Here is a 12932-nt window from a genome sequence, read left to right on the forward strand (position 1 = left end):
GTCAGCTCTCAGCAGTAAGTGCAGGTGGGCGACGGGTCAGTCGCAGAGCATTCAGAACGACAAGTAGTGAGCTGAATGACATGCCAATGGCCGCGGCCCAGGGCGGAACCAGACCGGCCGCCGCAAGTGGTAACGCGATCAGGTTGTATAGTAACGCCCAACCGATGTTCTGACGAATGACATTGCGGGTTTTATGGGAGACTGATAACGCATCAGCAATGACTTCAAGGCGGCCATTGGTCAGTAGGGTATCTGCGTTGGTTTTCGCAAGATCTGTAGCTTCATTCACGGCCAGCGAGACATCCGCGCCCGCAAGTACCGGAACATCATTAATACCATCTCCTACCATAAGAACAGTATCGCCCTTTTGTTGCCACTCGCGCACGATGGCAAGCTTATCTTCCGGGCTGAGGCCATTGCGGACATCGGTAATGCCGAGTTCATCAGCAACGAGGGTCGCAGATCGAGACGGGTCGCCGGTGAGCAGGGCGACTTCAATACCACGGGCTTTCAGTGTCTCGACCAACGGAGACGCACTGCGGCGTACTGTGTCATTGAGGAGAAACCAGGCCAACGGCTGATTATCATCGGCAAGCAATAACCACTGCCCTGATGCGCTCTCGGGCGGCAGAATTCCCTCCGGCCAGACGAAATCCGGGCGACCAAAACGGAATCTGTAGCCATTAACCTGACCACTGACGCCCTGACTCGGGTGGTGCTGAATATCTTCGGTAGGTAGCACCGGGTAGTGGCGAAACGCCTTAGCAATCGGGTGGCTGGCATGTTGTTCAAGCGATGCGACTACTGAGGCCAGAGTATCCTGATCCAGCTCCATCTTGTTGTCTGTACCGCCCGCAACAGGGCGGATTTCTGTCAGAGTCAGGTGCCCTAGCGTCAGGGTGCCGGTTTTGTCGAACACTACACGGTTCACTGACTGCAGAGTTTCCAGAACATGGCCTTTACTGATTAATAAGCCGCGTTCGCGCAGCGCCGTTGTTGCCGCTGTCAGAGTGGTTGGTGTAGCAAGTGACAGGGCACATGGGCAGGTAACGACGAGAACAGAGAGAGCGATAAAGAAGGCATGGTCGTTGCCCTGAAACATCCAGTAGCTGAACACCGACGCGGAGATAATCAGAACCGCGGCAACGAACCGACTGGCAATGCTGTCGGCAATAAGAGCGACTTTGGGCTTTTCCTGTTGCGCGCGATCCATCAGGCGAACGATGGTCGATAGCTGCGCATCGGCGCCGGTGGCCGTAACTTCCATCACGAGTGGGCTTTCGACGTTCATGGTGCCGCCGATCAGTGTGTCACCGGCTTGCTTGTTCAGTGGCATGTATTCGCCCGTCAGTGCCGATTCATCGACGGTGCTCTGTCCTTCAATCACAACGCCATCCGCAGGGACTGGGTACCCGGGTTTCAATAACAAACGGTCGCCGGTTGAAATGTCACCTGCGGCGATGATTTCTTCACCGTCCTGCGTTTGTTTCAGCGCTACATTCGGCAGAAGTGTCATCAGATTGTTGCCCGCTTTGCCCATTCGATGGCGGGCGCGCATTTCCAGAAAACGCCCAAGCAGCAGCAGGAAAGTGAACATACAGACGGAGTCAAAATAAACTTCGATGCCCTGGTTGAACGTGCTCCAGATACTGGCGCAGAAAGCGAGAATAATTGCCAGTGACACAGGTACATCCATGGTCAGATGGCGTGTCTTCAAATCGCGTATTGCCGCATCAAAGAACGGTCGGGCGCTGTATAACACGACCGGTAAGGTCAGAATCATCGAAGCGAAGCGCATAAAGACTTCGTACTGTTCGGCCATGCCGGCATACAGGGGCACCGCAAGCATCATTACCTGCATCATGCCGATACCGGCGACAGCGAGGCGCCGGATCGCTTTCTTGCCCTCGCGCTCGCGCTGCGCGTCGTCTTCTGTTGATGAAAACGGCGCGGCTTTGTAGCCGAGGCGGTAGATGGCTTCGAATATCTGGGAGAGCGCTATGTCGGTGTTATTCCACGCGACGACGAGGCGGTGGTTCGAGAGATTCAGCGTCGCCCGTTCGACGCCCTTCAGTTGATTAATTCTGTGCTCAATCAACCAGGCACAGGCGGCACAACTGATTCCGTCGATAATCAGTGTCGCTTCTTTCTCCTCTCCCTGCGTCGCAACAAACTGCTTCTGCAAGGCTTCGCTGTCATACAGACTGAGAGACTCGCGAGCGGTCAGGACCTCGTCGTCTTCGTTCGCAGGCGATATCTGTGGAAGTTCTGTGCGGTGACGGTAGTAATCTTTGAGACCAGAAGCAACGATGGTTTCGGCCACGGCTTTGCAGCCTGGGCAGCACATGGGTTCTTCTTTGCCATCGATGATGGCCGTCCACTGCTGGCCTGCTTTCAGCGGTTCACCGCAGTGAAAGCAGGGCGTACGGAGGGTTTGCGTCATTGAGTGACTGTCTGAATCTTCTTACCGTTTTCGATGACTGTACGCGCTGTAACGCGCCACTCCTGATCCGGGCTCGTCAGCCAGATAACGCGCTTCTGCGGCAGCTCCAGCTCATTGGCGGCAACGTACTGACCACCCGGAGTACGCTGCAGAAACAGAGTAAGGTCACGATCTTCTAGTGTCGGGTGAATCAACTGAAGCTGCAGAGAGCCAGGGTCTTCATCGGCAATGGAGGTCGCGTTTACGATGATTTCGTCTTCGGTGAAGGTCAGGTCTGCCTGAACATTGAGGCGGCGGGCGCCCTCATGAAACCGCAGATCCTGCGTATAGCTCATGCCGTCCTTGTAGTAACTGTTGCTCACGAGCGAGTCTTTGGTGTCGAGTGCGAGTGACAACATGATGAAGCCCCATACTACAGCGGCGAGCGGTACGCCGATGACAAGCAGCATCATGGGTTCTTTGTACCAAGGGGTCGTCTTTTCGCTAGTCATGCAAGGTATCCAGGGGAAAAATGAAAAATCGCCCAAGTGTAACTACTTGGGCGATAGGGCTCCAGTGCTACTGTGTCAGGAAGTTATATGACGTTCAGATCGCTCTTGGTGCGATAAAACGGCTTTCTTCCCGGGTCACTTCTTCACCGGTATCTTTGTTGACGATGACGAACTCAATGTCTGTTTTACTGGCCGAGGTTTTCACCTCATCCGGGTCGATTTCAAGGTTGATGGTGGTCTCTTTCAGCTCATTAACGCTGAGTTGATACTCAGTGTCGCCAAGCAGTCTGATTCCATCAAGACCATCGACGCTCAGGACATAGGTGTGCTCCTCCTGAGACATATTCATCATCTTCAGGGTATAGGCATTCTGAATCGTATCATTCACCGTGACCTGATAGAGGCGACCACGGTCGCGCTCGATATCCAGCTCAAACGGTGTGCGGTCGAGGATGGCATAGCCCAGGCCACCCATCATCAGAACCATGGCACCGGCGTAGCCAAACAGGCGAGGGCGAAGAATATGGGTTTTCTTGCCTTCAAGCTCGTTCTCTGTGGTGTAGCGGATCAGACCTCTAGGCTTATCGAGCTTTTCCATGATGTCATCACAGGCGTCGATACAAAGCGCACAGCCAATGCACTGGTATTGCAGGCCATCGCGGATATCAATGCCGGTTGGACATACCTGAACACACATTGAGCAGTCGACACAGTCGCCGAGTTGTTGTGTGTCGCCATCTGCTTTCGCTTTTTTGCTGCGTTTGCCACGAGGTTCGCCACGGTTGTAATCGTAAGATACGGCGAGGGTGTCGTTATCGTACATAACCGACTGGAAGCGGGCGTATGGGCACATATAGATGCAGACCTGCTCGCGCATCCAGCCAGCGTTCAGGTAAGTAGCAACCGTAAAGAAACCGATCCAGAAGATGGCCCAGGCACCGACGTCTCCAAAGGTGAAAATATCGACAACCAGCTCGCGAATCGGAGTGAAGTAACCAACGAAGGTGACACCCGTCCAAAAAGCAACAATGAGCCAGGCGATGTGCTTAATGCCCTTTTTACGCAGTTTCTCTGCCGACATCGGCGCTTTATCCAGCTTCATTCGCTGGTTGCGGGTACCTTCAGCGCGTTCTTCGATCCACATAAAAATAAACGACCACGCCGACTGCGGGCAGGTGTAGCCGCACCAGATCCGCCCCGCAAAATTGGTAATCGTAAACAGACCGAAAGCACAGATGATCAGCGCCCAGGACAGCAGCATGAAATCCTGAGGCCAGAAAGTGACGTTGAATATATGGAACTGACGTGCCGGAAGATCAAACAGCACCGCCTGACGGTCACCGATATTGATCCAGGCCGTACCAAAGTAACCTAACATCAATGCCCACAGAGACCAGGTACGCAGCTTCTGAAAGAAGCCTTCAACTTCGCGGACGTAGATCTTTTCGCGCTTTTGGTACAGGTTGACGGTGTCTGAGGCTTTGTCAGATTTTTTGCTGGGTGGGGTGACGTCTTTGACCGGGATTTTACTCATAACTACTGATCACCTTGTCTTTAGAAAACTCTTATATAACGAGTTGATTATATAGTTTTTGGTCGTTGGTCGGGATAAAAAAAGCGGCCCGTGGGCCGCTTTTTCTTGTTTCCTTGCTCTAGCTCAAGAGGGGAGCGGAGCCCCCGCTTGATTACTTGTCTTGCGACAGAGAGTAGACGTACGCAGACAGAACGTGAACTTTCTCTTCGCCGAGGATCTCAGCCTGAGCTGGCATTCTGCCGGCACGACCGTAGCGGAGAGTAGTCTCGATCTGCTTGGTAGAACCACCATAGAGCCAGATTTCATCAGTCAGGTTAGGTGCACCAACGAGTTGGTTACCTTTACCGTCTGCACCGTGACAAGCAACACACAGCATGTCGTACTGTGGCTTGGCTTTCGCAGCAGCGTCTGCATCGTGCTCAAGACCTGACAGGCTACGGACGTACTGAGCCATGTCTTTGGTGCCTTGCTCACCCAGAGCGGCTTCCCATGCAGGCATCGCCGCCTGACGACCATACATAATGGTCTGTTTGATCTGAGCTGGCTCGCCACCGTACAGCCAATCGTGGTCTGTCAGGTTAGGGAAGCCCTGTGCACCCATAGCGTTAGAGCCGTGGCATACCGCGCAGTAACTCTTGAACAGGCGACCACCGGTCTGCATCGCTTCTTCGTTCTGAGCAAGCTCAGCGATTGGCGTAGCAAGGTAGCCAGCATACAGAGGAGCGATCTTCTCATCGAACGCCTGAACTTCGGCTTTCCACTGGTTGGTCTGTGTCCAGGTAACGTCTTCGCCGTCAACTTTAACGGTACCGAAACCGTCGAAGTTAGCCAGGCCATAGATACCGATGTAACCGAAACCGAATACGATGGTTGCCCAGAACATACCTACCCACCAACGTGGCAGTGGGTTGTCCAGTTCTTCGATACCGTCGTATGAGTGGCCGGTAGTTTCGTCTGTTTCTTCTTTCTTCTGACCTTTACTGGTGTAAACGATCAGGATACCGCAGGCAATCATGGACCCGATGACAATCGCCTGGACCCAGAAACTCCAAAATGAGCTCAACATAATTATTTACTCCGATCTTTATCGTCGTCCGCGGGCATTTCTGTGTTATCCCGGAAAGGGATATCGCCGTCATCCTTGAAGCGCTGCTTACGGCTGGAACCGTAAGCCCACCAGATGATGCCCATGAAAGCGATCAGAGCGAATACTGATCCAAGGCCGCGAACGTCGTTAATATCCATAGGGTTACCGTTTAGTGACGACTGTGCCCAGCTGCTGCAGGTAAGCAACCAGAGCTTCGATTTCGGTGACACCGTCAACCGCGTCTTTTGCACCTTCAATGTCTTCGTCTGTGTACGGTACGCCGACCATACGCAGAGCTTTCAGCTTGTTAGGTGTATCACGACCGTCAACCTTGTCTTCAAACAGCCATGGGTAAGATGGCATTACAGACTCAGGTACAACGTCACGCGGGTTGTACAGGTGTGCACGGTGCCACTCATCAGAGTAACGACCACCCACACGGGCCAGATCAGGACCAGTACGCTTAGAACCCCACAGGAATGGGTGCTCGTAAACGTGTTCACCTGAGGTAGACGGAGGACCATAACGCTCAGTTTCCGCGCGGAACGGACGAACCATCTGGGTGTGACATACCGCGCAACCTTCACGCATGTAGATGTCACGACCTTCAACCTGAAGTGCAGTCAGCGGCTTCAGGCCTTCAGCAGGTTGTTGAGTGTTCTTATCAAAGAAGAGTGGAACAATCTCAGCGAGCCCCGCCCAGCTCAGAGCGATAACAATCATTACCACCATGAGTGGTAAGTTCTTTTCAATAGTTTCGTGCTTCATTTACCAAACTCCTTAAGCGTGTGCCGCAACCGCAGCTTCTTTCTTAGCTTCGCGGGTGGTCATGAACACGTTGAACAGCATGATCAGCATACCGGTCAGGAAGAATGCACCGCCCAGTACACGAACCACATAACCGCCGTGAGAAGCTTCTACAGATTCAACGAAGGAGTAGGTCAGAGAACCGTCTTCGTTCACTGCACGCCACATCAGACCCTGCATAATGCCGTTCACCCACATTGCTGCGATGTACAGAACAGTACCGATAGTCGCCAGCCAGAAGTGAACATTGATCAGGCCGATAGAGTACATCTGACCCGCTTTACGGCCGAACATGATAGGAATCAGGTGGTACAGAGCGCCGATAGACACCATAGCAACCCAACCCAGAGCGCCTGAGTGTACGTGGCCGATAGTCCAGTCAGTGTTGTGAGACAGTGCGTTAACAGTCTTGATAGACATCATCGGGCCTTCGAAGGTAGACATACCGTAGAAAGACAGAGATACAACCAGGAAGCGCAGGATAGGGTCAGTACGCAGTTTGTGCCAAGCACCTGACAGAGTCATCATACCGTTGATCATACCGCCCCATGATGGCGCCAGCAGGATCAGAGACATAACCATACCTGAAGTCTGAGCCCAGTCTGGCAGAGCAGAATAGTGCAGGTGGTGAGCACCAGCCCAAACGTAGATAGAAATCAGTGCCCAGAAGTGAACGATCGACAGACGGTAAGAGTAAACCGGACGACCCGCCTGCTTAGGCACGAAGTAGTACATGATACCGAGGAAGCCAGCAGTCAGGAAGAAACCTACCGCATTGTGGCCCCACCACCATTGGATCATGGCGTCTACGGTACCCGCCCATACAGAGTAAGACTTGGTCAGCGACACAGGCACTGCCAGGTTGTTACCCACATACAGGATAGCGATCATGATCATGAAGGCAGCGAAGAACCAGTTAGCAACGTAGATGTGGCTTTCTTTACGGATAGCCAGCGTGCCCAGGAAGTTCACTACGTAGGCAACCCAGACCAGAGTCACCAGAATGTCGATTGGCCATTCCAGTTCTGCGTACTCTTTAGTAGAGGTCAGACCCATCGGCAGAGTGATGGCCGCTGCAACGATCACTGCCTGCCAGCCCCAGAAGGTGAAGCTTGCCAGAGTGTCTGAGAACAGACGGGTACGACATGTGCGCTGAACAATGTAATAGGAGGTTGCGAACAGAGCGCAGCCGCCGAAGGCGAAAATCACCGCATTGGTGTGAAGAGGACGCAGACGTCCGAAAGAGAACCAAGGGGTATCGAAGTTCAGTTGAGGCCATGCCAGCTGAGCAGCGATGAGTACACCGACTGCCATGCCAACAACACCCCAGACAACAGTCATGATGGCAAACTGTCTTACCACCTTGTAGTTGTATTCTGGATGGTCAAATGCTGTGCTCATGATCAGATTCCATTAAACAGCGAGGGTTAGAGGGTTAAAAAATCGGCGCAATTATCGTCGCTGGCCTCCCCATTTGCAAATAATCCATGTAAAAAAAGTGCCATAAATACAGCGGCTTAGGGCAGTTTTTACACGAATGATAATCAAATGAGAATCAATCGTATTGACGTTTGGTTGAAAATCTGACAGCTCTACGTGCCTCGCCAGGACATATAACCCAGACTCAACCTGCGCATACTCCAATTTTACCGCACCTTTGCAGCCCAATTGCAGCCCCTGCATGGTATTACTGTCGTAAACAGGAGTATTGACCCAGCTCAAGCCTTGACGCAGAACGTCCCAGAGCCAGAATACGCGCAACCAGAACCACAAATAACGAAACTCTTGAGGTGTAAGCTAAAGAGTAGAAGAGGAGCACCAGATGGCCAGTGAACAGACTCAGGAAATACTCGACTCCATTATTGTCGATGGGAAAGAGAGCCAGCCAACACTGATCCTGGCGCACGGCGCAGGTGCAGATTTATCAAGCGAATTCATGACTGACATGGCCGGAAAGATCGCCGCGCATGGTGTTCGGGTGATGCGGTTTAACTTCCCGTACATGATTAAGCGCATACAAGACGGCAAGAAACGACCACCAGACCGCGCACCAAAACTCATTGATGCTTACGCAGAACTTGTTGAAGAGCTGGATACTCCATGCGTCATTGGCGGTAAAAGCATGGGGGGGCGTATCGCCAGTATGCTTGCTAACGGAAGTGATGTGCCTACACAGGTGCAAGGCTGCGTCGCACTGGGTTATCCATTCCACCCGCCAGGAAAACCGGACAACCTGAGAACAGAACACCTTTTAGCACTCAAAACACCGACGCTCATTGCGCAGGGCACACGCGATGCGATGGGAACAAAAGAAGAAGTATCGGGTTACGGGTTAGATAAAACACTCGAACTGGTCTGGCTCGAAGACGGAAACCACGACCTGAAACCAAGAAAGGCATCCGGTTATACCCATGATGCCCACCTTCAAGCAACCGCAAAACACGTCGCCGACTTTGTAAAACGCTGCCTTTAGGAGGGGATCACATCCCCGACCTGTGCGTGAGCCGGTCGGTGTTGGTTGTGGGAGCGAATCAGCCGAAGGCTATTCGCGAACGAACCCCATACTTCTGCACATCACGCCGTAAGAATTGTGATCTTCTCCTGCGTTTCCAGAATCGGCTGAATCGACGCAATCACACTGGCACGCTCTGGCGACTTAGCCCAGGCCTGCCAGGCTTCAACACTCGTCCAGTTAGTGATGATCATCCGACGGTTCTCTTTCTTCACATCTTTATAGCTGGCACCTGACACATAGCCCGGCGCTTCGAGAATCGCACGCAAGGTGTTCTTAACCGCAGCTTCATATGTCGTTTCCATATCTGCGGCAATCTCACGCTCGATAATCACTTTAATCATTGCAGGGGCTTCCTTCTGATGTTTCTCAATATCAAGTAAGGTATGGGCCGAGGGTGTGTATTGCAACCACGAAAACCCAAAAAGCGGAACAAAGAACCAATATGGCCAACAGCGACCTGATTCAGCGACTTCACCGCCTGTTCTCTGAACAGACAACGGGCCTAAACACCATGATGCTCGCCGCAGAAACCGGCGTTGGCCCGGCCGAGCTACAAAGTGCATTGCAACAACTTAAAAGCGACTACAACGCACCGCTGGAATACGACACCGACAGCCGCACCTACCGCTATCGTAAAACCCAGGAGCAAAGCTTCGAACTGCCGGGCCTGCAACTTACCGCGACCGAACTTCGTGGCTTGGCCATCGTCCTTAACATACTTAATGACCTGAACCCCGGGCAGGGCAGCGGCGAACTGAACCGCATCCATGAGCAGGTCTCGCGGCTTACAGAAGAGCGCGGTGTTGACCTTAGCGAACTGACACAGCGCATCCGCATCCTCAGTGCCCCGCGCCGTCCGGTAAACCAGAACATCTACCAACAAGTCAGTGACGCACTGTTTGCGCGAAAACAACTGCACATCCATTACGTTGCCAGTGACCAGAGCCTGAGCGAGCGTAACGTCAGCCCACAAACGCTGGTTTACTACCGAGACCACTGGTACCTCGACGCCTGGTGCCACAAACGCCAGCAGCTACGCACTTTTATGCTCAGCCGCATTAACAGCGCTTACCAAACCAGCGAAAGTGCAAAAGAGTTTGAACAGAGCGAACTCAACGACCACTTCCATAATAGCTATGGCATCTTCTCTGGCGGCGAACAGCACATAGCTGAACTCATCTTTATGCCCGGAGCCGCCCACCTCGTTGCGCAACAGCAATGGCACCCCGATGCCAAAGGCCAGTGGAAAGGCGACGAATACCACCTCAGCTTGCCGTACAACGACCAGCGTGAACTACTGAGAGACATGCTCTCTTATGCCCCCAACGTCATCATCACAGCTCCCGAAGACCTCAAATCAGCGTACCGAAAACGCCTTCAGGAAGCCCTCAACCGTAACCTATAATCCGGATTACATGGTGGATACTGCATTCTTATATTGATTGTAGGAGGGAAGCTTCTTCCCGAACCATGTTTGATATCCGATTCTGTAGGAGCGCTTCAGCCAGCTTGCCTGGCTATGCGCGAAGGTCACTATGCCGATTGTGGGAGTGAATCAGCCGAAGGCTATTCGCGAAAATACCCATGTAAGGTATAGTTTGGCCAAACTTATCGAACAAAAGGATTTGTAAGTGTCCGTAGCGCAGCAACCAATTCAATATCTCGAATACCGGGTAAAACCGGGCGATACACTTTCATTTATCCTTTCTCAGTTTTACGACGTTGGTTTTGGTTCCAGCGAATATAAACGACGTGCCGCGGGTATCATGGAACTAAACCCTCACATCTCGAACCCTGATCGAATAACCGCTGGAGATTTACTTGTTCTGGAAGCGTCTACTGGGTCGCAGATGTGTCTTGCTCCTCAAGGGAGCCAGCCAAAACTGTTTAAAGCTCCCGCTCCACAGATTTTAAGTTCAGTCCCTCGTGACAGTGATTCAGATTTTTATGCTTTGAGCTGGTTGGCAAGTAACGCGAATTACTTGACCCTCCCTGGGAGTGTGGCACTTGGAGGTCAAGGTAACTTGCTGAGTGGTGGTAACTTAGGCCTGATCGACAAAGTCAGTGAGCTTTATGCTGACTATAAATCCGGAAAACTTACAAAGAACCAGTATGACTATCAGCGCAGGCTGACCCTTGATCAGTTTCGCAAAAACATCGGCCCATTTGAGAAATTACTTTACGGCGAGAAAACTCCTCATGAGGTAGTTCGTATCGCCCGAGGCGGCGGAGTTCCCGCAACTGCGAATATTACAGCGAACACGCAGCAGCTGAAGAAGCTTGCGGCGATGGCGAAACATGGCGGGATCGTACTGACAGGCGTTGGTGTGGCTGCTTCTTGTGTTCAGATAGCGGATGCGGATAGCAGTAAAAAGAAGAATGAGATATTTATTGAAACTCTTGCAAGCACGACCATCGGTGCCGCGGGAAGTTATGCTGTAGGTTTGTTTTTGATATCAAATCCAGTGGGGTGGGGGACAGCTATTGTCTTGGCTGCAGGTACAGTTGCAGCGGGTTACTTAGCTGGGAAAGGCGCAAGAGCAGCTTATGATCTTACAGGGGCAAAGGTAGATTTTGTCTCGGGCACAGGGGTTGGTTCGATATGTCGCAGGTGATGATGGAGCAAGCTTTCCTTCTTATGATGTACTCGTTTGCAGCATTCTGGATATGGACAATGATATCGGTCGGCTTCCTGCTAGCTACGCCGAAGGCCTTTCTGGAAAAATACTTTTGCCCGCCATATTTTCGCTCGGCAGAAGTCATCATTTTTTCAGCTTTTCCTTCAAACTTGATCCGTAACGTAATGTTTATTCGTTTGATTGCTTCGCCGTCATCCGGGAAAGTGCGTGGCCTGAGCGAAGCATATCGAGACGTTCCCTCGTGGCTAATAGCCTATGCCAAATTTCTGTACATCAGTCTTATCCTGGTACTGATCTGGATGTTTGGCATGTTGGCCTTTTGGGGCTGCTATATTGCATACGACCATTGGCTTGCCTGACGACTACATGCAAACCCTGGAAAACACGCGTCAATTGTCACTTCCGCGAGCAGGGAAGTCTGATACCATGACCTCAAAGAAGATGAGGACACGGAATGCCAATCCCAGATTATCAAACCCTGATGCGCCCTGTGTTAGTTACGCTCGATTCCTGCGGCGATATGTCATTGCGCCAGCTTGTCGACTTGTTGAGTGACCAATACCAGCTCACCGATGAAGAACGCCGCCGCATGACCCCCAGCAAACGCAGCCCGCTGATGTACAACCGCGTTGCCTGGGCGACCACCTATCTACGAAAAGCAGGCCTCATAGAAAGCCCAACCAGAGGGATGAACAACATCACCTCTCGCGGAAAACAGGCACTGATCCAGACTGACACACCCATTGATCGTAAATACCTTATGCAGTTTGAGCAGTTTCAAGACTTCCAATCTGTAAATCGATCCGATGATGCTGGCCCGCAGAACGAACTGAACTCAGTACAAGTGCAACCAGAAGCTCTCGATCCCACCGAGCGCCTGGAAGAAGCTCACCAGGAACTGCAAGCAACACTAGCCGATGATCTACTCGCACAAGTAAAACGCCAGACACCCGAGTTCTTCGAAAAGCTCGTCGTCGAGCTCATGCTCGCCATGGGATATGGCGGCTGGAGCGAGAAAGCAGGGCAGGCGACCCAATACACCAACGATGGCGGCGTCGATGGCGTCATCAACGAAGACCCATTAGGCCTCGATACCATCTACCTGCAAGCCAAACGCTACACCGAGAACTCTGTCGGTCGCCCTGACATACAGGCCTTTGTCGGAGCGTTAGAAATGAAGCGTGCCAGAAAGGGCGTATTCATCACCACAAGCCGCTTCAGCCGTGATGCCATTGAATACGTCAATATGATCGAAAAGCGGGTAGTGCTGATTGATGGCGTGCAGCTGGCCGAGTTGATGATCCGCCACAATCTGGGCGTTACCGTTAAAGAAACCTATCAGGTAAAATCGCTGGATTCAGATTACTTTGCTGAAGGCTGATCGCCGACAGCTGGCGAACGACAAGCCACAGATAA

The 12932-nt window shown here is 52.2% G+C and carries 13 protein-coding genes; 5 read left to right on the forward strand and 8 right to left on the reverse strand.

The genetic code is table 11. The features are described from left to right. Position 1: 1 nt before the first annotated feature. The 7 genes from B3007_RS12250 to ccoN all read right to left on the reverse strand — a co-directional run bounded on the left by B3007_RS12250 (position 2) and on the right by ccoN (position 7763). Complete coding sequence (locus tag B3007_RS12250) at positions 2–2443, reverse strand: heavy metal translocating P-type ATPase (protein WP_301377303.1); 2442 nt, start codon at positions 2441–2443, stop codon at positions 2–4. Next, on the reverse strand, positions 2440–2934 hold the full coding sequence (locus B3007_RS12255) for a FixH family protein (RefSeq protein ID WP_076517085.1): 495 nt from the start codon (positions 2932–2934) through the stop codon (positions 2440–2442). The genes B3007_RS12250 and B3007_RS12255 overlap by 4 nt, the downstream gene beginning before the upstream one ends. 94 nt (positions 2935–3028) lie before the next feature. Continuing rightward, complete coding sequence (gene ccoG, locus B3007_RS12260; protein ID WP_301377302.1) at positions 3029–4468, reverse strand: cytochrome c oxidase accessory protein CcoG; 1440 nt, start codon at positions 4466–4468, stop codon at positions 3029–3031. A 151-nt stretch (positions 4469–4619) separates the two neighbouring features. Continuing rightward, entirely contained in the window at positions 4620–5534 is a 915-nt protein-coding gene (gene ccoP / locus B3007_RS12265; protein WP_297531897.1) for a cytochrome-c oxidase, cbb3-type subunit III, read from the reverse strand. Positions 5535–5536: 2 nt separating this feature from the next. Next, positions 5537–5713, reverse strand: coding sequence for a CcoQ/FixQ family Cbb3-type cytochrome c oxidase assembly chaperone (locus tag B3007_RS12270; RefSeq protein ID WP_068435313.1), 177 nt, complete (start codon positions 5711–5713; stop codon positions 5537–5539). Positions 5714–5717: 4 nt separating this feature from the next. After that, complete coding sequence (ccoO, locus tag B3007_RS12275) at positions 5718–6323, reverse strand: cytochrome-c oxidase, cbb3-type subunit II (protein WP_076517091.1); 606 nt, start codon at positions 6321–6323, stop codon at positions 5718–5720. Between the two features lie 12 nt (positions 6324–6335). Beyond that, on the reverse strand, positions 6336–7763 hold the full coding sequence (gene ccoN / locus B3007_RS12280) for a cytochrome-c oxidase, cbb3-type subunit I (RefSeq protein ID WP_301377299.1): 1428 nt from the start codon (positions 7761–7763) through the stop codon (positions 6336–6338). 421 nt (positions 7764–8184) lie between these two features. Here ccoN and B3007_RS12285 point away from each other — a divergent pair, with 421 nt between their 5' ends. Beyond that, a complete protein-coding gene (locus tag B3007_RS12285; RefSeq protein ID WP_301377297.1) occupies positions 8185–8835 on the forward strand; it encodes an alpha/beta fold hydrolase in 651 nt (216 codons plus the stop codon). 101 nt (positions 8836–8936) lie between these two features. On the opposite strand, the gene B3007_RS12290 is transcribed toward B3007_RS12285, so the two are convergent. Continuing rightward, positions 8937–9218, reverse strand: a complete 282-nt coding sequence (locus B3007_RS12290) for an antibiotic biosynthesis monooxygenase family protein (RefSeq protein WP_301377295.1) — start codon at positions 9216–9218, stop codon at positions 8937–8939. A gap of 101 nt (positions 9219–9319) precedes the next feature. Here B3007_RS12290 and B3007_RS12295 point away from each other — a divergent pair, with 101 nt between their 5' ends. From B3007_RS12295 to B3007_RS12310, 4 genes are all read left to right on the forward strand, one after another. Next, on the forward strand, positions 9320–10282 hold the full coding sequence (locus B3007_RS12295; protein WP_301377293.1) for a helix-turn-helix transcriptional regulator: 963 nt from the start codon (positions 9320–9322) through the stop codon (positions 10280–10282). A 226-nt stretch (positions 10283–10508) separates the two neighbouring features. After that, entirely contained in the window at positions 10509–11492 is a 984-nt protein-coding gene (locus B3007_RS12300; protein ID WP_301377291.1) for a LysM peptidoglycan-binding domain-containing protein, read from the forward strand. After that, positions 11480–11875, forward strand: coding sequence for a hypothetical protein (locus tag B3007_RS12305; RefSeq protein WP_301377289.1), 396 nt, complete (start codon positions 11480–11482; stop codon positions 11873–11875). The genes B3007_RS12300 and B3007_RS12305 overlap by 13 nt, the downstream gene beginning before the upstream one ends. Positions 11876–11997: 122 nt before the next feature. Beyond that, positions 11998–12897, forward strand: coding sequence for a restriction endonuclease (locus tag B3007_RS12310; RefSeq protein ID WP_414716226.1), 900 nt, complete (start codon positions 11998–12000; stop codon positions 12895–12897). The last annotated feature ends 35 nt before the right edge of the window (positions 12898–12932 follow it).

The organism is Thalassolituus sp. UBA675, from assembly GCF_002297765.1.
Classification (GTDB): domain Bacteria; phylum Pseudomonadota; class Gammaproteobacteria; order Pseudomonadales; family Oceanobacteraceae; genus Thalassolituus.